The 23308-nt window shown below is 59.8% G+C and carries 21 protein-coding genes and 1 pseudogene; 1 reads left to right on the top strand and 21 read right to left on the bottom strand.

Translation table 11 applies throughout. The features are described from left to right. Positions 1 to 118: 118 nt before the first annotated feature. Complete coding sequence (locus KJQ96_RS33225) at positions 119 to 1156, bottom strand: LLM class flavin-dependent oxidoreductase (protein WP_249734814.1); 1038 nt, start codon at positions 1154 to 1156, stop codon at positions 119 to 121. Positions 1157 to 1337: 181 nt separating this feature from the next. Between KJQ96_RS33225 and KJQ96_RS33220 the strand changes: the two are divergent. After that, a pseudogene (locus KJQ96_RS33220) lies at positions 1338 to 1451 on the top strand (peptide ABC transporter ATP-binding protein); the annotation flags it as partial. A gap of 179 nt (positions 1452 to 1630) precedes the next feature. Here KJQ96_RS33220 and KJQ96_RS33215 read toward each other — a convergent pair. The 20 genes from KJQ96_RS33215 to KJQ96_RS33120 form a co-directional block, all read right to left on the bottom strand. Continuing rightward, entirely contained in the window at positions 1631 to 3199 is a 1569-nt protein-coding gene (locus KJQ96_RS33215) for an ABC transporter substrate-binding protein (protein ID WP_213290492.1), read from the bottom strand. Positions 3200 to 3457: 258 nt separating this feature from the next. After that, on the bottom strand, positions 3458 to 4141 hold the full coding sequence (locus KJQ96_RS33210) for a GntR family transcriptional regulator (RefSeq protein ID WP_256441704.1): 684 nt from the start codon (positions 4139 to 4141) through the stop codon (positions 3458 to 3460). Positions 4142 to 4953: 812 nt separating this feature from the next. Next, entirely contained in the window at positions 4954 to 5886 is a 933-nt protein-coding gene (locus KJQ96_RS33205; RefSeq protein ID WP_213254596.1) for a 3-keto-5-aminohexanoate cleavage protein, read from the bottom strand. 173 nt (positions 5887 to 6059) lie between these two features. Continuing rightward, on the bottom strand, positions 6060 to 6938 hold the full coding sequence (locus KJQ96_RS33200) for an SMP-30/gluconolactonase/LRE family protein (RefSeq protein WP_213254597.1): 879 nt from the start codon (positions 6936 to 6938) through the stop codon (positions 6060 to 6062). 22 nt (positions 6939 to 6960) lie between these two features. After that, positions 6961 to 7749 (bottom strand): SDR family oxidoreductase, encoded by a 789-nt coding sequence (locus KJQ96_RS33195; protein WP_057846021.1) that lies wholly within the window; start codon positions 7747 to 7749, stop codon positions 6961 to 6963. Beyond that, positions 7746 to 8486, bottom strand: a complete 741-nt coding sequence (locus tag KJQ96_RS33190) for a GntR family transcriptional regulator (RefSeq protein WP_213290491.1) — start codon at positions 8484 to 8486, stop codon at positions 7746 to 7748. The genes KJQ96_RS33195 and KJQ96_RS33190 overlap by 4 nt, the downstream gene beginning before the upstream one ends. A gap of 202 nt (positions 8487 to 8688) precedes the next feature. Further along, positions 8689 to 9603 (bottom strand): DUF1028 domain-containing protein, encoded by a 915-nt coding sequence (locus tag KJQ96_RS33185; RefSeq protein ID WP_213254598.1) that lies wholly within the window; start codon positions 9601 to 9603, stop codon positions 8689 to 8691. 2 nt (positions 9604 to 9605) lie between these two features. Next, entirely contained in the window at positions 9606 to 10301 is a 696-nt protein-coding gene (locus KJQ96_RS33180) for an alpha/beta fold hydrolase (protein ID WP_245310903.1), read from the bottom strand. Between the two features lie 321 nt (positions 10302 to 10622). Continuing rightward, a complete protein-coding gene (locus KJQ96_RS33175) occupies positions 10623 to 11132 on the bottom strand; it encodes a nuclear transport factor 2 family protein (protein ID WP_065730066.1) in 510 nt (169 codons plus the stop codon). Positions 11133 to 11715: 583 nt separating this feature from the next. Beyond that, positions 11716 to 14178 (bottom strand): 5-amino-6-(D-ribitylamino)uracil--L-tyrosine 4-hydroxyphenyl transferase CofH, encoded by a 2463-nt coding sequence (cofH, locus tag KJQ96_RS33170; protein WP_213290490.1) that lies wholly within the window; start codon positions 14176 to 14178, stop codon positions 11716 to 11718. A gap of 12 nt (positions 14179 to 14190) precedes the next feature. Then, positions 14191 to 14955 carry a 2-phospho-L-lactate guanylyltransferase gene (gene cofC, locus KJQ96_RS33165; protein ID WP_213290489.1) on the bottom strand — a complete coding sequence of 255 codons (765 nt, stop codon included), beginning with the start codon at positions 14953 to 14955 and terminating at the stop codon, positions 14191 to 14193. Beyond that, entirely contained in the window at positions 14952 to 15959 is a 1008-nt protein-coding gene (gene cofD, locus KJQ96_RS33160) for a 2-phospho-L-lactate transferase (RefSeq protein ID WP_213254601.1), read from the bottom strand. Before cofD ends, cofC begins: the two co-directional genes overlap by 4 nt. Continuing rightward, positions 15956 to 16720, bottom strand: a complete 765-nt coding sequence (gene cofE, locus KJQ96_RS33155) for a coenzyme F420-0:L-glutamate ligase (RefSeq protein ID WP_213254602.1) — start codon at positions 16718 to 16720, stop codon at positions 15956 to 15958. Before cofE ends, cofD begins: the two co-directional genes overlap by 4 nt. A gap of 251 nt (positions 16721 to 16971) precedes the next feature. Beyond that, entirely contained in the window at positions 16972 to 17481 is a 510-nt protein-coding gene (locus KJQ96_RS33150; RefSeq protein WP_213254603.1) for an Lrp/AsnC family transcriptional regulator, read from the bottom strand. A 24-nt stretch (positions 17482 to 17505) separates the two neighbouring features. Continuing rightward, positions 17506 to 18168, bottom strand: coding sequence for an NADPH-dependent F420 reductase (npdG, locus tag KJQ96_RS33145; protein WP_057846014.1), 663 nt, complete (start codon positions 18166 to 18168; stop codon positions 17506 to 17508). 198 nt (positions 18169 to 18366) lie between these two features. Then, positions 18367 to 18600 carry a MoaD/ThiS family protein gene (locus KJQ96_RS33140; protein WP_213290488.1) on the bottom strand — a complete coding sequence of 78 codons (234 nt, stop codon included), beginning with the start codon at positions 18598 to 18600 and terminating at the stop codon, positions 18367 to 18369. Next, complete coding sequence (locus KJQ96_RS33135) at positions 18597 to 20870, bottom strand: xanthine dehydrogenase family protein molybdopterin-binding subunit (RefSeq protein ID WP_213254604.1); 2274 nt, start codon at positions 20868 to 20870, stop codon at positions 18597 to 18599. The genes KJQ96_RS33140 and KJQ96_RS33135 overlap by 4 nt, the downstream gene beginning before the upstream one ends. Continuing rightward, on the bottom strand, positions 20867 to 21361 hold the full coding sequence (locus KJQ96_RS33130) for a (2Fe-2S)-binding protein (protein ID WP_057846011.1): 495 nt from the start codon (positions 21359 to 21361) through the stop codon (positions 20867 to 20869). Before KJQ96_RS33130 ends, KJQ96_RS33135 begins: the two co-directional genes overlap by 4 nt. Next, complete coding sequence (locus tag KJQ96_RS33125) at positions 21358 to 22233, bottom strand: xanthine dehydrogenase family protein subunit M (protein ID WP_213290487.1); 876 nt, start codon at positions 22231 to 22233, stop codon at positions 21358 to 21360. Before KJQ96_RS33125 ends, KJQ96_RS33130 begins: the two co-directional genes overlap by 4 nt. Then, entirely contained in the window at positions 22230 to 23270 is a 1041-nt protein-coding gene (locus KJQ96_RS33120) for an LLM class flavin-dependent oxidoreductase (RefSeq protein ID WP_213290486.1), read from the bottom strand. Before KJQ96_RS33120 ends, KJQ96_RS33125 begins: the two co-directional genes overlap by 4 nt. Positions 23271 to 23308 lie beyond the last annotated feature (38 nt).

The raw sequence follows: 23308 nt of genomic DNA, 5'->3' as shown, positions 1-23308 counted from the left end.
TTGCCTTTTTTATTGAACAAGCTCATCATCTTGGATCTCCCGCCCGTGGCTGCACTACACTCTCAATGAAATACGCGTGCCCCGTCGAGCGGATTCCAACAAAACGAGTCCGTGAGACCTAAGCCGTCCCATTGTCGGACTCTTTCGCAAAAGCCGTCTCGACAGCGGGCCAGACTTGCGTTCCGAAGCGCATAATAACGTCCTCATAGGTGGTGCCAGGAGCCGGAACAGGAAAAATGTTGAAGCCCGTGCTGCCGGCGCGGCGAAGGTCAACCATGTGTTGGGTTATTTCCTGCACAGTCCCGCAGAGAGTGAGAGCGTCGACATGCATGTCGGTGACGAGAGGAAAAAGAGGCGCGAACGGGGCCACCCCGGCAGCATAGGCAACGGGACCAATGGTTTCGACGACATTCTTCGGCAGAGTCAATCCTTGTGCTTCCAGCGTGTAGAACCTCGAATTGGCTTGCGCGATGATCCGTGTCACCGAAGGCCGCAATATATCCCGCGCTTGCTTACCGTCGTTAGTGATACAACAATCGAGTCGCGCGACGAGCTTGACCTCGTTCGGAGAACGGCCGGCCTTCCGCGCACCTTCGGCGACCGTCGATGCGAAGGCCCTTGCTTCCTCGACGGAGCCACAGCCCTCCATCATCACGCCGTCGGCGATTGCACCGCCCATTTTCTGGCCCAGCGGTCCGTTGCTAGCGACACGAACAGGAACACGCGATCGCAGCGGCGCGAAATTCAACCGGCCGCGGTGACACTGAATGATCTCGCCCTGATAGTCGACCTCCTGCCCAGCCATGAGCTGACGGATCAGATCAACGGCTTCGCGAATAGCGAGCGGGGGCTTGCGCGATTGGATCCCGAGCTCCGCAAAGCCGGAGACGCCGGCGCCGATGCCGAGGATGGCGCGCCCTTCCGAAACTTCATCGAGGGTGCCCAAAGCCATGGCGGTTAGAGCTGGATGGCGCGCGAATGGATCGGTGACGCAGGGACCGAGATTGACGCGCGCAGTTTGCCCCGCCAGAAGCGAGAGACACGAGTAGGTTTCCCGGAAAAAGCGCTCATCAGCGAGCCAGACGGTCTCGAATCCGCTCTCTTCGGCAAGCCTGGTGCGAGCCGCAAGGCCAGCCACGGGTTGGTCGCCAAGCATCAACAGTTCTATGGACATCAACTTCTCCGATTATTGTCTTCGGCGGCGCGGGGCAGCTGATCCGGCCGATAGGTGATGGTGGTCTTCAACTTTCGGCAAAGGCATTACGACGTTAGAACATCTCGTCTGAAGGTCACGCCGATTTGAAGAAGACCTTTGAACTTAAGGACCAAGAACGGGGCTGCGCCGCTTGCATGGTGAGCAGGCGGCCGTGCGCGCAGTGGACGGTGGCTCGTTCTCGATCGGCGAGGGTGAGACGCTGGGCCTTGTCGGCGAAACTGGCTGCGGCAACTCCATGCCGCACGATGACTGATACGCGTTGGAGGCCACGGGAGGTTGGGATTGCCGGGCAAGAGCTCGATCAGGGAAAAACAGATCACCCTGACGCCGAACAAGGTCGGCGCCAGCAGAGTTACTCTACGAGGCATGGAAGCTAAGCACGACATGACTTATTCAGCTCATCCGGGCTACGCTTCAAGCCAGCTTCATTTTGTTGAAGCGCTCAAAGGAATCCCAATATTTCGCAACGCCCGCGAGCTCGGAACGCGTCACTCTGGCCCAATTGTCGTACCAAAGCAGACCCCAGGCCGCATCATCCAAAAGGATCTTCTGCGCCTCCTTGACCCCGGCCATACGCTTGCCAGGATCAGCCTCGCGCATATTGTCGTCGATGATCTTATCGAGGACCTGATTGGCGTAGGCTCCCTTGTTGGTCGCCGTCGCCTTACTATGGAAGTTCCAATAGAGGTGATAAACTGGATCGTTGATCCAGGATTGCCAGGATTCAATCGACAGCTCGTGCCCGCCGCTCGATGACAGCTGGCGGAAGGTTGCGTCGGTCTCCTTCTCGATGCTGACTTGAAAGCCGATTTTCTCCAGCTCGCGCTGGATCCAAATCGCTGCCTGCTCGTGGGGCGCATAGCCCACACGAACCGCAAGCTTTACTGGAATTGGTCCTGAGCCGTGCCCGGCTTCGGCCATCAATGACTTGGCCTTGCCGACATCATATTTATACGGCGAGAGTGAACCGTCATAGCCGGGGGTCTGAGCTGCGATCGGGCTTTTCATCTGCTCGCCATAGCCGTAAAGGACATTTGGGATGATCGCGTGGATCGGCATCGCGTAGTTGATCGCTTGACGAACCTTCACGTTGTCGAACGGCTTCTTTTTCAGATTCATGCATAGGAAATTGCAGTTGGTGTCGGGCAGAGACACCACAGTGAGGCCCGGCGCGCCCTCGAGATTCTTGAGATTCTTGGGCGACATCGAGTTAGGCCCGACCACCATATCGATGGCCTTGCGCTTGAGCAGCAGAATCCGGTCTGCCTCATTGGATGCATATTTGATGACGATGCGCCTGAAATACGGTGCCGGTCCCCAATAACCGGGGGTCGCTTCCAGGATCACCTCGACGCCCGGATTGTTGCTCACGGGTTTGTAGGGCCCAAGCCCGGCCGTGTTGCGCTTGAGCCATTGAGCGGCCCAGGGGTCGTCGGCAGTCGCGTGTAGCTTGATCTCGTCGGGATCAAGAAGTGCGTTGTTGGACAGGGCGAGCACATCGAGCAACATAGCGCTTGGTGCCGGCAGGTTGATGGCAAAGGTGCTGTCGTCGCGAACCTCGAACTGATCTGCTTGCGTCACCCCGATCATGGTCGGAAAGATGAGCCGCATATAGCCGGGTGATTGCAGTCCGCGGTCAAAGAGATATTTCACCGCCTGGGCATTGACCGGCCGGCCGCTCGGAAACTTCAGGCCTTGTCGGATCTTTACGACAAGGGTCTTGTCGCCATTCTCAAATTTCCAGCTTTCGCCGATGCCACCGATGAAAACACCGGGTTTGGAAATCGACAGGTTAGGCGATCCGGTGACTGGCTCCGCCCCCCAACCCAGCACCGTGTCGTAGATGTTTGCCTGAACGATGTAGGCGCCATCGGACTTGAACTGCGATGGATCAAAGGAATCGATATCCGCGCCCCAGGCGACGGTGAGGGTCGGAACATCCTGCGCATGTGCAGGTCCGGTAAAAAGGTCCGGCGTGAACATCGCACTTCCGCTCGCCGCCAGCTTGAGGAAGTTGCGGCGCGACTGATTTCCAAACATTCAAGTCCCCTGCCTAGATTGTCGATTTGAGTGAACAAGCTCGAAGTAGATGGTTTGGCTGGATAAGCCTCAGGCAGCCTCTTGCAAAGGAGCAGCTACGAAGTTCGCCTGCCTCGGTACAGACCTACCGAAGGTGACGCCGACAACACCCAGCGATCAGGTCGCGCAGCTCGGGATAAAGTACCAGACGCTGCACGACACTCATGCCGACACATCTCGGCGCCTGCGCTTTGGAGCAGCGACCGATCGCGCCTTTTCCGGTTTGTCGATAACGCGCGACAGGCAGTTGGCCGCCTGCATGATGTCATCGGTCACAGCCGCGCGGGCGGCGGGACCGTCTCGATGCATCAGCGCATCGAGGATGCGGCGGTGCGCGTCCATGGAGCGTCGCAGGTGCGTGGCGTCGGGTGCAACGAGCACGAAGCAAGGACCGATCAGGACCCAGAAATTCTCGACCGCACCAAGGATGATGGGCGCTCGAGCGATCTCATAAATCCGCCGGTGAAAGGCGAAATTCGCCGGTAGATAACCGGGCACATCGAGCGCGTCGGCGGCTGCCTGGAGGCGATCATAGAGCTGCGTGATTTCGGCATCATCAACGCCCGTCATGCGGGAGGCTGCGCGCTCGGCCAGGAGACCCTCAAGCGCCACCCGTGCATCGCGCACATCGCGCAGTTGCGCCCCCGACAGCTGAACCACGCTCAGCCGCGCCGTGTCGCTGAACTTGAATGCGCCTTCAGCCTGTAGGCGGCGCAACGCCTCGCGCACCGGCATCGGGCTCGAGCCCAGCGCCTCAGCAAGACCACGAATTGTCAGCCGCTGGCCCGGCGCGAAGCGGCCGGCCATCACGCCGTCACGCAAATGGCGATAAACCTGATCTGCCATCGAATCCCGGGCAACCGACGGCAGTGGCGGCAGCGGTTTAGTATCCTTCACCTTCGCATTTCCCCCATCTTGATTCTAGATATGTGATCACAAATTGGTGCCACGGTCAAGCTATCCCCCTACCCGCTCCTTTGGAAGGACGGCGCTTGCGACAAGCCTGACGTGTGAGTAACTGAGTTGCTGGAGCACGAATTCGACTCCGAACGGCCGCAGTAGCGAAGGTATGTAGCGGTAAGGCTAAATCGAGATAGCGATTGTCGCGCTTTGAGGGGAGGACCTCGATTCGTTGCTATTGTCCTTGCCTGCTATTTGCGGCGAGCTCTTCGCGTAGCTCTTTCGCCGTGGAATGATATGCGCCTGGACTTTTCAATCCAGGCGCAGCTTGTCTTTCAGCCAATCGAAAATAAATTGCCGCCCAATGCTCGGATTGTCGAGCTGCCGGTGTGATGAACTTATCTCCTCGCCCTTGATAATCCTCAGCTCCATCGGCACGCCGGCTGCGCGGCAGTTCTCATGTAAGGCATGACCTCCTCCAGCCCAACATAATCGTGTTCTCCCACTACGACCAAAGCACGGACACTTGATTTGGCGCGCAAGCTTATAGGACGAGGATAATCTTATATCTGAACCGAAGAAGCTGGCGGTGACAACCTCTGTTCGAGATCATCCCAAAATCCACCGTCGCAAAATGGCCGTCGCCAATCTCGTTTCCGTTGCTGCCACGCGCGTGGCAAGGGCGCCTCCAAGACCGTCGCCTAACTCGATTGATCGCCGGCCTCATTCGTCTGCGGACCGCGGAGCAGGCCGCACGATCAGAAGCCGACATCACCGGTCCCTTTCAGCTTCAGCATGACGCGCGCCTCGTCCGGCGTTGCCAGCTCCAATCCGAGTCCTGCGAGGATCGAGCGGGCTAGTCTCACCTGCTCCGCGCTGGAGCTGGCGAGCTTCCCGGGGCCTGCCCAAAGGCTGTCCTCGAGGCCCACACGGATATTGCCGCCCATCGCAGCCGCCATGGCGCCTACGCGCATCTGCGCGGCGCCAGCGCCGAGCACCGACCAGACATAGTCGTTACCGAACAGCCGCTCGGCAGTGCGGCGCATCGTGGCGACGTCCTCGTAATGCGCGCCGATCCCGCCGAGCAGGCCGAAGACGGATTGGATGAAGAATGGCGGCCGGACCAGACCGCGGTCAACAAAGTGCTTGAGGTTGTAGAGATGGCCAACATCGTAGCACTCGAATTCAAATCGCGTGTCGCCGGGCGCACATAGTGAGAGGACCTCCTCGATCTCGGCGAAGGTGTTGCGGAAAACGAGGTTGCGCGAAGACTCCAGGTGCTGGCGCTCCCATTGATGGGTGAAATCGCAATAGCGCTCGAGCATCGGAAACAGGCCGAAGTTGAAGGAGCCCATGTTGAGCGAGGCGAGTTCGGGCCGAAAATGACGGGCAGGCTCCACGCGTTCGGCAACCGTCATGAACGGGCTGCCGCCGGTGGTGATGTTGATCACGGCTCGGGAACGGCGGCTCAGCTCCGGCAAAATCCTCTGAAATCCTTCGACCGATTGGTCCGGCTGACCCGTCTTAGGGTTACGCGCGTGCACATGCAGGATCGCAGCACCAGCTTCCGCGGCACGTACCCCCTCTTCAATAATCTGGTCCGGCGTCACGGGAAGATGCGCTGACATTGAGGGCGTGTGGATCGCGCCAGTCAGCGCGCAAGTGAGGAGGACCTTGCCGGTCTTGGCCATCGAAAATCTCCAGAGTGAATCGGTGATAGTAAGGGGCGGGCTAGGTGTTCCGGCTTTGCAAGTCTCTCGCCCGGAACTGGCAGGAAGCCGCCGGGATTAGGAGTGCCACCCGCGGTGGCGGGGACAGCATGGAGCGCCCTTGCCTGCCGCTTGATGAAGCTGTCTTGGCCGGCTCAGCTCCCGAAGCGCGGCTCCGGGATGCCCTTGATGCCGAGCCCCGTGATTGCAAATAGCGCGCCGCGCTGCTGTCCGTCGTCGGGAAAGCGCGGCAAGGGCGGCTTCGCCATGGACGTCACGTACAGAATGTCCAGATTGGGACCACCGAACATCACGCTCGTGACCTTGCGCACCGGCATCTCGATAATGCGGTCAAGGCTGCCGTCCGGCGCGTAGCGCACGAGCTTTCCATCGTAGACCAGCGCCTGCCATAGGAAGCCTTCTCCATCGACGGTGGCGCCGTCCGCGGCACCGCCATTCGAACGATCCACTGGCGCGAAACGACGCCGCTTCGTCGCAGCACCGGTCTCGATGTCATAGTCGTAGGCCCAGATCTCTCCCGTCCAGGTGTCGGCGAAATAGAAGGTCCGGTCGTCCGGGCTCCAGCACGGGCCATTGGAGACGATGATCTTCTCATCCAAGACGTGCAGCGAAAGATCGGGATCGAGCCGATAGAGACGGCCGGAGGCCTCGGCCTCCAGCGTATCCATGGAGCCAAACAGGAAACGTCCTCGGCGATCGACTTTACCGTCATTCAGCCGATTGCGCGGCAAATGTGTCTCGGGTGTTGCGATCAGCGTCAGCGCGCCGCTCTCCAGATCGAGATCATGCACTCCCGATTGGAGCGCAACGAGCGCATGCGTACCGTCGCGCCGCAGCGCCATCGAGCCGATCTTCGCCCCGACGTCCCAGGCGCGAAGCTCGCGTCCATCTGCGGTCGTGCGAAAAACGCGACCATCAATGCTGTCTATCCAGTACAGACGCTGCTGCTCGACGTCCCAAAGCGGGCCTTCGCCAAGCGTCGTCTTCAGATCCGCCACGATCTCGATCTGCAAATTCGTCCCCCGTTCTTACGGTTCATAGATATTCCACGTTCCCGTCGATGCTGATCGCCTGGCCGGTCACATTGCGTCCACCTGGCGAGCAGAGGAATAGGGCCATGGCGGCAACGTCCTCGGCCGTCACCATGCGACGCAATGAGATCTTCTTGAGGTATTCCTGGCGCATCGTATCGTAGCTGGTATGGAGCTGCTCGGCGCGCGCGCGGATCACGCCTTCCATTCGCGGGCCCTCGACGATGCCGGGCAAGAGCGCGTTGACGCGGATGTCCTCGGGACCGAGTTCAGCGGCAAGCGATTTGACGAGCCCGACAATGGCCCATTTCGTTGCGGCGTACGGGGTACGCCATGCATAGCCGAGCCGGCCGGCAACGGAGGCCATGCAGATGATCTGCCCATAGCGCGATTGGCGAAGCATCGGCACCGCGGGACAGGCGAAGCGGTACTGCGCGTTGAGGTTGATGTCGATTGTTTGCTGCCAGTCGAACTCTGCAATAGCGTCGATTCCGCCGGTCGGTCCGGCAATGCCCGCATTGTTGATGAGTACGTCGAGACCGCTCCAACGCGCAGCTTGCGCGCGAAAGACGGTGGCGACCGCCTCGCGATCCGACACGTCGGCCTTTGTGGCAAGCACCTTTGGATGCCGTTCGCGGAAGGCTGCAAGCGCATCCTTGTTGACGTCGCAGATATGCACATGCGCACCTGCCTCAACGAAGGCTCCGGCAAGTGCGGCGCCAATACCGGATGCGCCTGCCGAGATCAGGACACGCAGCTCCGGGTAAGGCACAAGACGCTGCAACACACTCATTCCGGTATATCTCCCCGCCTGCGTCTTGGAGCAGCAACGGAGCGCTCCTTAGCCGCTTTGTCGAGAACGCGAGACAGGCAATTGGCCGCCTGCATGATGTCGTCGGTCACGGCCGCGCGGGCGGCGGGGGCGTCGCGATCCAGCAGCGCATCGAGGATCTGGCGGTGCGCCTCCATGGAGCGCTGCAGGTGGGCAGCGTCGGGCGCAACGAGCACAAAACAGGGACCAATGAGCAGCCAGAAATTCTCGACGGCGCCGAGAATCATCGGGGCCTGCGCGATCTGATAGATCCGCCGGTGAAAGGCAAAATTCGTCCAGAGATAAGCGGTCACATCGACTGCGTCAGCGGCTGCCTGAAGCCGACCGTAGAGCTGCCTGACCTCGTCATCATCGACCCACGTCATGCGCGCGGCTGCGTGCTCCGCCAGCAACCCCTCGAGCGCCGCGCGCGCATCGCGCACATCCCGCAGCTGCGCCTCGGACAGCTGACCAACGCTCAGCCGCGCCGTACCGCTGAATTCGAAGGCACCTTCGGCTTGCAGGCGGCGGAGCGCCTCGCGCACCGGCATTGGGCTCGAGCCCAGCGCCTCGGCAAGATCGCGGATTGTCAGCCTCTGGCCCGGCGCAAAGCGGCCCGCCATCAGGCCATCTCTCAGATGTCGGTAAACCTGATCCGTCATCGAGCCTCGGGCAACGGATGGCGATGGCGGCAAGGCAATGATGTTGCTCTTTTCCAAAGTCCCCCCTTATATGAGATATCTGATCACATTACGAAAATTCCGTCAACAGTGGCTCGATGGGCGAATCGATATTCCGAACTGCGCGTTGTGGCAGCGGGCGAAGCGTTGTCGATCGTCTCGGCTTGAGTGCGGCCCATCCAGACCGACGAGGGCCTGCAGCAGCAAACAGCCGCGGACCGAGGCAAGGAGGTTGGACTTTTCACGCACCGAGCAGTTCGTTCGATGACAGCTGAAGGATTCCGACCGCGTGCAGGCCCTCCACGAAGGCCCGGTACTGCGGTCGCGCCGCGACCGTGGCGGCAACGAGTTTCTTTCCCGAGCAAATCTCGCCGGCGCGGATCAGCAGCACACCCTTCCAGAAGGTTGGCTCGAGGTCAGCGCCGATCAGTGCCTGAGCGTCCGTGAGCGTACGCAGTGCTTCCGCAAGCTGCGGACCTGTCGCTGCCGCTTCGCGCGAGAGCAGCCCAGGTGTGAAGACAGAGGCGCCGAAGATCGCGTGTGCTTGACACAGCTTGGCGAGCCTGCGCAATTCGACGAGCGGGGCCGGATGCTCGTCAACTCGTACATCGATGACCCGGTTGCTCCAAGGCGCTGGACCGGTATCGGCAGAAACCACAAGGAGCGCGGCCGACATTCGGCCACGGGCGTCACCTCCGGCGGCCTCACCTGCATCCATGGCCGCGAGCATACGCTCGACGAGTGAGCCGGCAGTGTTCTCATATGCTGCCAGCATGGCAGGAACGACGTCGTCGCTGGCGAGCATGTTGCCCAGCACCACAACGTTATTGGTCTCTAGCTGAGCCCGGTACGGAACGCAGCGATCGCCAGTGAACATGGCTGTCCCGCCGGCGGCATCGAGGAACGCGAACTGGCGAAGTTCTCGCTCGGCGTCCTTTGCGAGCAGACTCGTTAGCGCCGACTCCGCCGACGCGCCTGAGGCCATAAGATCTAGCCCATTCGGCCCGTAAGCCGGATCGACGAAAGACTGGGTCGCAACTGCACCAACGCCGGCTCGCGCAAACGTCACAACGCGCCCAAGAGCAAAATAATGCGACTGGCTGGCCACACCCAGCTCGCCGGTGATTGCGTCTCTGGCGACAATCGAATACGTCATCTTCAGGACTCCACACGTTTGAGATGCGCCTTGATCGCGGCGATCAAAGCCGGCGGATCTTCCAGCATCGGCAAATGACCGATGCCGGGCAGGAGAACGTGTGGGGCATGCAGCATGGCTGCCATTTCCGCGCCGGCCGCGGGAGGGCAGGTAAGGTCGAACTCGCCGGTCACAATCGTCACAGGACAGCTGACACTAGCCACCAGGGCCCGAATATCGGCCGCGCAGGCGGCACGCCACACGCGACGGATGTCATCCTTGCTGTTGGGATTGCGCAATGCCATGGCCTTGGCCACCACCTCGGCGGATGCGTTTGGAGCGAGGGCGTATTTCGGCAGGACTAACTCAAACATCTCGGTGACGGTGTGATGCTCGAGGGTGGATAGCACCGCCGCATTGTCGGGATCTCGCGAGTAGAGCTGGCTTCCCACCGCAACAACCGAGATTACCCGTTTGGGCTCGGCGGCTGCGAGATAGACTGAGATTGCTCCACCAAGCGAGCCGCCGATGGCGTGGAAGCGATCGACGCCCGCCCGGTCGACCGCGTCGATGCAGTCTTTCGCCCACCTCGCAATGTCGTATTGCTCGGCCGGCGGCGAGTCACCGAATCCACGCATGTCAGGGACGATCGCGAACCGGTCGGCGAACGCCGGTACGATCTCCGCCCACGCCGAGCCCCTCAGATTGATCGGATGCACGAACAAGATTGGCAGCCTACTCGTATCCATCCCGTCATAGTAAGAGACGGCAATCGTACCGACTGGTCGCTTGATAGTGAGCCGTCTCATGAATGCTCCACGGGCACGACGTCCTGAAAGGCGGAAAGGACACTCAAGTGCGGGGCGCTCTTTGATTCCAACGAATGCTCGGCCATCGCAGTCCATCCGCTTTTCTGGGGTAGATGGGACAGGAACTTCCGCTGCAAAATCTGTTCTGAATTTCCTTGCAGCACCGGCGGGACCAACCCGTCCCGCCGGAGTGTGATGTCCTGCCGGCCCCCGACAGGCTGGTCGCTTGGGTTATGGCTTTTGGTCGTCCGTGACCGAGAAGCTCTTGCCAAAACTGGGCGGTAGATAGCCCACACCGCGGGTGGCATAGCTATCGCCGAACGGCTGCCGGATCTTATCTTTTGGCGCCATCTCCGAGCAGTGAAAGTGCCAGATCTTCCACTCCGGCTTTCCCTCTCCGTCGTTGCGCACGTAGATCTCGGTGCTGCGCAGGTACTGTTCCGGCTTCTCGAGGGTCTCGAAGTTGCCTTCGCAAAGCAGGTAAGCCATGTCGCCGCGGACATCCAGACGCCAGATGTGCATGACCGCAGGCTTCGAGCGCGGCGTGTCCTTGAACCACTCCCAGAAGGCGGTAAGTTCTTCGCGACCGAAGTACGGATCGCCGCTCAGGTTGAAATTCAAGAATGCGGCGCCACTCGGGAAGCAGGTTCGCATCAAGGGGATGTCCCACTTGTAATTGGCGGCCCACCAGTCGCGGTGTACTTTCAAAATGGCTGCTCGGTCCTCATCTACAGTCGGCATGGATGCTCCTGGGTGGTGTGATCGTGAAATAGGCCGCCGAGGATCCCCCTCAGATTGGCGACCTCATCGGCCTCTGGTCCAAGGACCAGGGCAGATTCTCGTACTTGCTTGGATGATTCCGAAGCCTTGGCCGTCTTCAGACTTTCTGGACAGCAGTTCTGAGCGGACTAGCTGAGCGCGCGCGGCGCGAAACGCGAAATGGCGAGACCTTAAGCGAGACGATGATGCTGTTTTTTGTGATCGCAGGATGTCGATCAGGCCAACGATGCACCGGGACACCTCGCGAGGCACCGCCACCAACTCAACGACGATGGATGCATTGATCCTATGGCCATTGCGACACAGCGCATCGAGCGCCCGCACCAAACTTGAACTGCGTGCTACTGCGAGCATCTGCGCACAGGGGTGGCCGATCGAAACGTGGGCGACCAATAGCCAGCCGAAAGCGTGCGCTGGCGCGATAATTCGGCTCACTCCCGGCTCCTCCAAATCTTAGATATGTGATCACAAATCAAAATAGGCGTCAAGCGCTGGGAGAGGCATTCCGGCGTTGCCCAAGGGGTGCGCGAACGCCCCCGCTCCGCTAGGTCATGTCAAAAGCGGTGGCACGGGGCTCTGGCACGTCTGCCCTATCGCGGCGGTCGTCTAGTCCAGTAACAATCGGCTTTAGCGCTGGCGGGTTCTGCGACGCTAGATAGCGATCATGCGTAACATCGCCATAGACCGTCGTACGTTGGCACGGCAGGCGTGCCATTTCGCGTATAAGATCTTCCATTTGCTTCGGAGCCATCTCGTGGCCGTGCTGGGCACCGGCTGAGCGCGAGATCGTTTCATCCATCAGCGTGCCGCCGAGATCGTTCACGCCAGCTTCAAGGCAGGCACGAATGCCTTTTTGCCCGAGCTTCACCCACGACGTCTGAATGTTGGAGATCCTCGAGTGGAATACGAGCCGTCCGATCGCGTGCATGAGAACGACTTCGCGAAACGTCGGCCCTTTACGCGAGCGCCCCTTCAAATAGATCGGGGCTTCCATATGGACGAACGGCAGTGGGACGAATTCGGTGAAGCCGCCGGTCTCGGCCTGAAGATCCCGGATGCGCAAGAGATGCTTTGCCCAATGCTCGTAACGATCAACATGGCCGAACATGATGGTTGCGGTGCTGCGCAATCCCGCTCTATGGGCCGCTCCCATGATCTGCAGCCACTGCGCCGTGTTGATCTTGTCGGGACACAGAATGGCGCGGACTTCGTCGTCGAGGATTTCCGCGGCCGTCCCGGGCAATGTGCCAAGCCCGGCTTTCTTCAACTCCCGCAGAAACTCATCGACCGAAATTCCGAGCGTCCTGGCGCCTTGGAACACCTCGAGCGGGGAGAAAGCATGTATATGCATCTCAGGCGTGAACTGCTTTACGGTCCGGCAGATCTCAAGATACTTCGCGCCGGTGTAGGAGGGATGAATGCCGCCCTGCATGCAAACCTCGGTCGCGCCGCGCTCCCAGGCTTCGCGGGCGCGCCGCCCGATCTCATCCATCGCGATATCGTAAGGCCGCCCGCGCAAATTCTCGGCGAGCTTTCCTTTCGAGAACGCGCAGAACTGGCACCTGAAGTAACAGATGTTGGTGTAGTTGATGTTCCGGTTGATGACATAGCTGACGGTGTCGCCATTGACGGAGCGGCGCAGCTCATCTGCGGCGCGGCATACGGCTATGAAATCGCGCTCCTCGGCCTCGAACAGCGACACGATCTCTGCTTCTTCGAGCCGTATCCCAGATTGAGCCTTTGCGACAATTCTACCTACGCTGCCGCTCAAGAGCGCGGGCAAGTTGGCCTCTTCACGCAGCATCACAAGGTCATCGGCAGGCGGATCGCCCCTCGTTCCAGGGCACCATTCGTCCGAACGCGGCCACCCTCTTCCGTCGATAAGACCTAGCAGGCTTTTCTGCAGCGATGTGTCGGTCCAGCGTGCATACTGACGCGCATAGGCTGGATAAACCGCGAGACGTTCGACGAGCTTCTTGCCGCATTCGGCGGTGGCCTCGGCAAGTCGCGCGAGATGCGGCCAAGGCGCCTCGGGATTGACATGGTCCGGCGTGACCGGGGACACGCCGCCCCAGTCATTGATGCCAGCGGCCAAGATCATGTCCAGTACGCCAGGGCTGAGATTGGGCGGCGCCTGGATGTTCATATCGGGCCGGAACAGCAAGCGCGCCAATGCAAGGGTCCACAGATGCTCTTCCAGTGTCGGCGCCGGCGCATGTCTCATCCGCGTATTCGGCTTCGGCTTGAAGTTCTGGATAATGATTTCCTGAATGTGTCCGTGGCGTTCGTCCAGATTGCGCAATGCTAGCAGCGACGAGATGCGCTCAAGCGGCGTCTCGCCGATACCGACCAGCAGTCCGGTCGTGAAGGGGACAGAGAGCTGGCCAGCGAGGTCAATCGTCTGCAGCCGCCTTGCTGGATCCTTGTCAGGTGAACCGAAATGCGATCCCCCGGGCTCGCACAGCCGTGCGGAGGCGCTCTCGAGCATAATCCCTTGCGAGATGGAGACCTTGCGCAAGTTTGCGATATCATCGGCCTCCATCAAGCCTGGATTGAGATGCGGCAATAGGCCTGTCTCGCAGAAAACCGCGCGCGCGGCTTCTTGGAGGTAAGCGAGGGTCGATGCAAAGCCCATTTCGTGCAGCTCACGCTGGGCTTGGCCGTAGCGCAGCTCAGGCTTATCACCCAGCGTAAATAGCGCCTCTTTGCATCCGGCCTCACGACCGGCACGCGCGATCGCGAGCACCTCACCGATAGTGAGGTAGGCGCGCTGCCCTCTTTGGGGGGCATGGGCAAATGTGCAGTAGTGGCAGACATCCCGGCATAGCTGCGTAAGCGGAATGAAGACCTTTCGCGAGTAGGAGATCTTTCTGCCGTGGGCCTCATCCCGCCTCGATGCCGCCATCGCCATGAGATCGGAAAGAGATACGTCGCTGACCAGAGATAGGACCTCGGAAGCGGAAATTTCGCTTCGCCTTAGCGTGTCCAGAAGCATCCGATCCACCATTTTCAGAACTCCTCACGCTCCGCGAATTACAACGGAGCTTCCCTCATTTGCGCAACCAACGTCGAACTCATTTCCGGCGCCCGCATCAACGATCGGGCGGCTGTGTCCAACACCTCCGCCACGTCGCCGTTCCCTCAGATTGATGGAACGTAAATAGCGGTCCGTCGCGGTCAACGTGCTCAGGTCAAGAAAATCAAAGAGATCGGCGGGACTGTCGAGATCAAGCCCAATTCTTGCATTGCGGCACACGATGGGGTCGATGCCGAGGCGATCGGCTGCGGCGATGTGGCGGGCAAAGCTGTCGGGGCCGAAACACGGCTGCAATGGCCGCGCCAAGGTGAACGCAACGGCGTTCGTGCCGCCATCGCGTGGCGCCGGCACGATCACTACACGGTTGCGCTCCGCGGCCTGAAGCAGCGTTGAAATATCTTGGCTCATGATCGCGGGCACATCGCTCGGCAGAGCGACGACAAGCCGGCCTCCCCTCTTTTCGACCCCTGCGAGACCTGCCGCGATTGCCTCGTTCGTTCCGTTCGCGCCGCCGTCATCAATGACAACAGCACCTAAGCGAGCTGCTTCTCGCGCGACATCGTCTGCACTGGTGACAACAGCGACTTTCTTCGACGTCGGCGCGCTGCATGCTGCCTCAAGAACATCGGTCAGCATGGTACGCGCCAATGTGGCGCGCTCGGATGCGGTCAAAAATGATGAGAGCCGCTGCTTTGCGCGCAAGAACATCTTAGCCGGGACAATTACCCATGCATCAGGGCTGGTCACGATACACCTCCGCTCAAGGGTCCTTTTTCCTGTCCCTTGCGCTTTGTTCGAAGGCTATTGCCGAACATAAGCGCGTGCTCCGCGAGGGCGATTTTTGATTGCAATTCAGTCATCAATGTTGGTGCCAGATGCACGTCGATGCCCAGGTCGGCAGCCCCTTCGGCATCCGTCGTGTCTATGATCAAGCCATCGATCAGCCCGGCGTAATGTCTTGCAATCTCTCGGTTTGTGGCCTCAAGGCCGAGCTCGTCTATGATCTTTCGTGTCGGCCCTTTGATGGCTTGGCCCCCTATGATCGGGGAAATGGCGATGACAGGAACACGGGCCGCTCGCAATTTTTCCGTCGTTCCTGGAACAGCCAGCATCGGATCGATGCTCAGATAGGGGTTGGACGGACATAGGACGATGAGGCGGAGATCATCAGCGTCAAGAGCCTGAAGCACCTCTTGTGTGAGGCAGGCACTTTCCGCCCCACTGAATCGGATCTGCTTGACCGCCGGCTCGCAGCGCCGCCCAACAAAATAGCGTTGGAATTCGAGTTCACCTTCCGTACTTACAACGATGGTGGAAAGCTTGTCGTTGGTAATGGGCAGCACGTTTGAACGAATGCCGAAGCGGCGTGCAATATCGATCGCAATGGCTGTGAGAGTTTCACCGCTTAGCCGCCGGCGGGTTCGCTCCACATGCATGGCCATGTCGCGATCGCCAAGGGAGAACCAGGTCTGCCCGCCGATTTCCTTCAAAGCCTCCATGAAGTTCCAGGTCTCATCGGATCGACCCCAACCACGTTGCTGGTCGCTCAAACCACCGAGCGTATAAAGCACTGTATCCAGATCCGGGGAGATATGTAGCCCGAGATGCTCGAAATCGTCCGCGACATTTACGACAACGGTCAGACGTTCTCCGAGGAGGTGCTGCAAGCCGAGAGCAAGTTTTGCTCCTCCGACTCCCCCGCAGAGGGCCACCACACGGCCCTCATCAGACAGATGAGAAGGTCCCTTCATCTGAAAAGATCCTGCTCCTTCGGACGGACAAGAATCGAGGCAGGCTTTGCCGGCGCCTGACATGACAGTCCGCGGACGTGGACGATCGGTTGTCCCTCGGCTGCCTGTCCCATCACCAACGACGCGGCCGCTGCCAGTTCATCAGCCACGGCGATCTCCGTCACCTGCATGGGCCGTCCGAACAAATCGGGCTCCCCAATCATATTCTGAAGCGCAGGCAGCCCTGCACATCCGATTGCCACCCCAACAACACCGTTGCGCCAAGGGCGACCGAAGCTGTCGTTCATGACCACTGCGACATTAACGCCGAAACGTTGATCGAGCCCGGACTTCAAGCGCTCGCAACTGTCATCCGGATCTTTTGGCAGCAGCAGCACGCGATGACTGTGACCTTGATCGATATTGGATTGATCGATCCCGGCATTCGCCATCACGAACCCAAGGCGGTGAGCAACGATGATCACGTTCTGCCTGGAGCGGATGACCTCGCTTGACTCCGAGAGCACCACCTCGATGTGCCGCGGGTCCTTTCCAACCGTTTTTGCGAGTTCCAATGCCCGTGCGGAAGGGCTCACGTCATCGAGATCAACGTACCTATTTTCCGCCTTCGAGACGATTTTTTGTGCAACCACGAAAATGTCACCCGAGGCGACCTCGATGCCAGCGCTAGTAACGCCATCCGCAATGATAGACACCAGATCGTCGTCCGGCCTCACCATAGGGATCCCACGAAGGGCGGTATAAGTGATGCTCCTAGTCATCGTGAGGCCTTTCTCCCTTCGCGGCTGCCCACTTCCCGATTATTAATTCTCGCACATGTGCATCTCGCCTTTAAAATGGTGTCCGCCGACGTGCCCCCAGTCACTGCGAATCCGCTATATTCCATCTTCTTCTCCGTGGGCAGCTTGTAAGTGCTCAACTGCCAGATACGCTCTCTCGATGCGATCGTCCTGAAGGAGTGCCGATGAACCTCTTCGCGCTTGCCTCATACACAGCCGCTAACCCAAGTTGGTCACTTGCCTCTACGCTGCGTCCCAGTCGGTCTAATCATTATGAGCGCAGCAGGAGAGATGGATCGCTTCACTATGGTGCGCATTGCAAAGCTGGATTGCAGTCTCGCGACGCCTGGCAACCGCGATAGGTGCTGCTTATGGATACGTTCGTAGTCCTCCATGCCACATGCCAGCACTTGAACCTGATAGTCGTCCGCACCGGACATAAGGTGGCACGAGATTACGTCGGGGCACTTGTGGATTTCAGTCTCAAAGCGTGCGAGTGCATCCTCGTTTTGGCGATCAAGTGTGATGTGAACGATCACTGTCAGTGGGAAGCCAAGCGCATTGACATCGATGTTTGCCGCGTAACCCTTGATGATGCCGGCTTTCTCCATTTGCAGTACGCGCCTCGCACAGGCGGTCGCTGACAGTCCGACCCGTTCGGAGAGAGCCAAGTGGCTTATTCGGGCATCTTGAATGAGTTCGCGCAGAATTTTACGGTCGAGAGAATCGAGGGCTGAGAGCATCGAGAGCCCCTATCGTTGTTCCATTCACGTCAAGCCGGAGATCGAGATGCCGGCGCCTTTCACTTTGTATTTGCGGTTGATCGCGATCAGGACGGAGGTTAGAGCCTCGGCCGCGGTCGAATTCGCGAGGACACCGCCATCGACGCCACGATTGCTCACAGCGTCCGCGAGCGTGATCACTTGGTTGCGGGCATCGGCGTCATCGCTGAACACCAGGACATCGCAGTCTGCCTTGCCGCCAGCATGAAGCTTCTGCGAGCCGACATTGTGGAAGGCGCCGACCACGCGCGAGCTTGGATCAAGCAGCGACTGCGCTATCAGGGCTGCTGAACCAGCACTCGGGAGATGAACGACGGATACCTTTGGCGGCACGAGGGGCACTACCGCGGTGACGACAATCTTGCTCTTGGCAGGATCTTTGATCTCGCCCAGGCTTGCCTCATAGTTGGAGAAAGGAACCGCAACGACGACGATGTCGCTCTTCGCAGCTGCGGCAGCGTTGGTGTCGCCGCTGACATTGGCGAACCCTTCCGACTTCAGGAGCGAGACTGCCTCCTGAGCGCGCTCAATTGAGCGGGATCCGAGAATGACGGAGTATCCGGCGCGACTCCAGCTGCGGGCAAGGCCAGACCCGAGATCGCCGGTGCCGCCGACGATTGACAAAATAGGAAGGTTAGCGTTCGACATGTGGATTGCACCTTCTTTGCTTGCGGCATGACTCTTCCGCGAAACTTTGCTTTGCTTGAGTGTGCCGGACGGTATTCACACCAGACCGAACACTCAACAGGTGAGTGGCTGCCGCATCATCACGTGCACAGGCTCTTCAAATCCAGCGCGCCGGCAGGTCAACAGTTTTGAGCCCCTCCCGGACGAAAGGATTTCATGCTAGCCACCCTCAAGATAGGGAAAGAAATTGAGTTCGGCACCGTCTTCGACTTCGGCGGACAACGGCACCACCACGTCACCAATCGACGCCAGCCAGACCTCATGCTCGGCGCTCAAGGAGTCGATCACGTTGAGAACCGTCGTTCCGTCGGGCAGGTCAAGCTGAATGGATCCAATTCCGTCGGGCAAGAACCGACGGAGGTTTCCATGCATATTGATCTCGACGCGGATCATGAGTGTTGCACCTGCATTGCGGCGGCAATCTTTTCCGCTGTCATAGGCAGCGAATTCGGCCAACAGCCGGTCGCCGCTGCGATCGCATTTCCGATGGCAGCCGGTGGCTCGATACAGGGTGGCTCGCCGACGCCCTTGGCCCCGTAAGGACCGGCAGCGGAGCGGCATTCCACGATGATGCTCTCGATCTCCGGGACATCCATCGCTGTCGGCATCTTGTAATCGGTCAGGTTCGCATTCATGACGCGACCGTCCTGATAAACGATCTCTTCCGACAGCGCCTGGCCGATACCTTGCGCCACTCCGCCCTCGATCTGGCCCTCGATATAGGTCGGATTGATCGCATATCCGACGTCCTGGGCCACGACATAGCGATTGATGGTCACTTTGCCGGTTGCTTGATCGACCGACAGGTCGACGGCATGGGCATGGTAACTCGGTGTATTCCATACGGGTAGCGGATGGTTCTGAACACGCGTTGGATCATAAGCGGGCGCGGGCGAAATGGCCGTGCCATGCGCGATGAGCCCGCCGCCGGCAAGACGCGAGATGCGCGCCAATTCCGCAATCGAAATCGACTTGTTGCCGGCCACCACATGCTTGTCTTGCAGTTTCATATCCTCGATCGGGGCTTCGAGCTGCTCGGCTGCGAGTTCGAACATCTGGCGCCGCAGCTCGGCGGCAGCAGCAAGACAAGCGTTGCCGACCGAGAAAGTGGTGCGGCTCCCTTGAGCGCCGTAGTCAAACGGGGCGGCCTGGGTGTCGACTCCCGTCACGTTGACGTCGGTTAGATCGAGGGACAACTCCTCGGCCAGGATTTGAGCAGCTCCCGTGATGGCGCCGGTGCCAATTTCGACGGCGCCGCTCACAAGCGTCGCACTTCCATCAGGGTTAATCTTGACATAGACGCCGGACGAGCCACCGGTTGTCATCCACCAGCTGCAGGCAATCCCCTTGCCGCGTCCTGGCTCCGGATTGCGATCGTGCCAGCCGATCGCATCGGCTGCCTTGCGCAGGCATTCCTCGATGCTCACAGACCTATGAATCTCGCCGGAAGGACCTGGGTCTCCCTCCTTGACGACGTTCCGCAGGCGCATTTCGAGAGGATCCAATCCGAGATCCTTCGCGATCATGTCGATCTGGCATTCCATCGCGAAATTTGCCATCGGCCCCGCAGGAGCGCGGAACGAGCCCGAATGGACCTTGTTGGTGTAGACAGCGACGCTTTCGAACGCGAGTGCTCCGGTCTTGTAAGGGCCTGCCATGACCTGCAGCGCGATTGCAGCCGTTCCCGGACCTGAGCCTGCATAAGCGCCACAATCCACGATGATCCTGCCGCTTCGAGCGAGAAGATGTCCTTCTTTGTCGACAGCGGTCTTGAGCAGAACGATGGAGGCCTGACGGGGAAGCGCGGCTGTGAGCTCTTCTTCGCTCGTCGACATCACCTTGACCGGGCGCGCGGTCTTGCGCGCCAGGAGAGCTGCGAAGTGCTCAACGCCGATCCTTAGCTTCCCGCCGAAGCCGCCACCAATGCCTGGCACAGTCACCCGCACACGCGCGGCCGGCAGATCAAGGATCTCGGCCAAAGTGGTTTGCGTATCGAAAGGCAATTGCGTGTTACACCAGACGGTCACGATTCCATTCGCATCCCAGTCGGCGGTCGCAACCCGTGGCTCTGTATATCCGGGATGCTGCAACGCGGTTGAGAAACGATGCTCGTAGACCTTATGGGCTTTTGCGAATGCCGCTTCGGCGTCGCCGACGCGAATGCGCGCTTGACCTGCGATATTGCGGTTTCTCGAAATGATCGGGAGCGCCTTGTAAGTTTCCCAATCCGGATGGATCCGGATATCGCTCTTGAGCGCCTCCTCCGGATCAAACAGCGGTGGCAAATCCTCGTATTCGACCTCAATGGCTGCAAGCGCGCGCTCGGCGATCTCGAGAGAGGTGGCAGCAACGGCGGCTATTGCATGTCCAATGAACAGCGCGCGATCAGTTGCGAACACAGTTGTATCGCGCACTGCCGTTCCGTAACGGATCTGTGGAATGTCAGCCGAGGTGATGATTCCCCGTACGCCCGCAATTGCAGCCGCTCGCGACGTATCGATCTTTTTGATCAGCGCGTGCGCTCGCGTACTGCGCAGAACCCTGCCGTAGAGCATGCCGGAGAGCTTGAAATCTGCGGCATAGACGTGCTTTCCGGTAACCTTGCCGACGCCATCCCGTCGGGGTAAGCGGTGACCGGCAACGCGATGGGTATGTGCGCTCATTGCTTGGCTCCCGAGAGTGCGATGCGGTCTGCCGCGGTTGCCACGGCATCAATGATCTTGCGATAGCCGGTACAGCGGCACAGGGTCCCTGCGATCGCTTCCCTGATTTCGTCGCGCGAGGGCCGGCAGCCCGGATTTTCATCAAGGAATGACTTTGCCGTCAGGATCATTCCCGGGATGCAGTAGCCGCACTGAACAGCACCGCATTCGATGAATGCTTCCTGGAGGGGATGCAGATGCTCGGGATCGCCAATCCCCTCGATCGTTGTGATAGAGCATCCCTCGACCTGGCCTGCGAGCAGGATGCATGAATTGATGGCCTTTCCATCGAGCAGCACCGTACAGACGCCGCACTCTGCTTCCAGGCAGTTCTCTTTCGTTCCCATCATGCCGATCTCGTTGCGCAGGACCTGCAGCAGCGTCCAATGGGGCTCAATGAGCACTTGATGGCTCTCGCCATTGACAACGATATTGAGAATTTTCCGGTTCATTGATTTTGTTCCCGAATTCGTTGCAAACACGTCGTCAGCGCGCGCTCGACCATCACGGCGACAAGACCGCGGCGATAACCGGCCGACGCGCGGACATCAGAGATCGGACTGGAAGCCTCTGCCGCGAGCCTGCCCGCCTCCGCAAAGCTTTCGTTCCCGGCAGGTTTGCCGATGAGGTAGCCTTCCGCCTGTTCGGGCCGGAACGCCTTGGGGCTTGCGGCGCCGATGGCCAGGCGCACGCAAGCGCAACGCGAGGTCGAAGCCTCTAGCGTCAAGCAAGCAGCAACACAAACGACCGAAATCTCCATCGCACGCCGACGCCCTTCCTTCAGGAAGGCGGTTGCTGATCTGGCTGGAAGCTTGGTAAATCGGATGCTGGTCACGATCTCTACCGGTGAGAGATTGGTTCGTCCCGGGCCAACGATGAAGTCGCGCAAGGCGACAGAGCGCCGTCCCTTCGGGCCGGTAATGTCGAGACTCGCATCGAGCGCGAGCAGCGGCGGCACAAAATCGGCGGCTGGCGAAGCATTGACGATATTGCCGCCGATCGTGGCGATGTTTCGGACCTGATGCCCACCGACCACACTGGCAGCTTCCAGCAGCACCCGCAAATTACCCCGAAACGCAGGATGGGTTTCGATGCTGCGATACTTGGTCAGCGCGCCAAGGGCGAATGCGTCAGCGGTCTCAGTGATCTCGCTCATGCCGGGCAGGCAGGCGACATCGATCAGATGCGCAGGATCAATCTTCTTCCGATTGATCTGGATGACCGTATCGGTCCCGCCGGCGACATAGCGCGCGGTCGGCGCAAAACGTTGAGCGAGGTCAACGGCCTCGGTGACTGTCGCCGGCCGATGAAGATCAAAGCTCATGGCTTCATCCCTTCGTTAGCCTGTACAGCAGGCCAGACCTCGGAGCCCATCTTGGCGATCGTGTCCTCGATTGTACCTCCTTCGGCGGCGAAGGGCATGGAGATGATGCCATCGACCCCGGCATGGCGCAGTTCGATCACACGCGCGGTCACTTCCTCGACATTGCCTGCCAGAGTGAAGGCGTTGATGTGGCGGTCGGTCACGTATGGCAGCAGAGGAAGATAGGGCGTCACGCCGGCGGCGTAGTGGGCACCCTGAACGGTGGCGAGTATATCCTCCGGCAATGTGAGCCCCTGCTCTTCAGCTGTTTCAAACTTAAGACGTCCTGCACCGAGCAAGCGTGCAACCGTCGGCCGCAGAGCGTCACGGGCGGCCTGACCATCTGACGCAATACAGGCATTGAGCCGAACGATCAGTTTGACGGATTTGGGATCGCGGCCGGCCTTCCTGGCCCCCTCATCCAGTCTCGCGCGGAACGCCTTGACTTCCGCGGCGTTGCCGCCTGCCTCCATGAACGCGGCATCGGCGCAAGCGCCCGCGGTCCGCTGCCCGAGCGGTCCGTTACTAGCCACATAGATTGGGATATCGGCCCGTATCGGGGTGAAGTTCAGCTTGCCCTCCCTGAACTGAATGACCTCACCCTCATAGGCGACAGTCTCGCCTCGCAGAAGCATGCGAATGATCTCGATCGCTTCGCTTATGGCGCGCGCGGGCTTCTTCCGATCGATGCCAAGCTCAGCAAAGCCCGAAATCCCGGCCCCGATACCCAGAATTGCGCGCTTGTTGGAAATCTCGTCAAGCGTCGCAATCGCCATAGCCGTCAACGCGGGGTGCCTTGCATAAGGGTCCGTTACACAAGGTCCGAGCCTGACCCGCGACGTGTTTTGAGCAAAATAGCTCAGGCAGGAATAGACCTCCCGATAAAATCGTTCATCGGCAAGCCAGACCGTATCGTAGCCGCTCGCTTCGGCGAGCTTGACGCGATCAAGCATCTTGGTCATGGGCGCGTTGCCGAGAATTAGCAGATCGAGGGTCATCTTGTTGTCCTGTTTTGCTGCTTACGTCTTGGGTCAGG

Origin of the sequence: Bradyrhizobium sp. sGM-13, from assembly GCF_018398875.1 — a bacterium.
Classification (GTDB): Bacteria; Pseudomonadota; Alphaproteobacteria; order Rhizobiales; family Xanthobacteraceae; genus Bradyrhizobium.
This window is presented reverse-complemented; position numbering and strand designations above follow the sequence as displayed.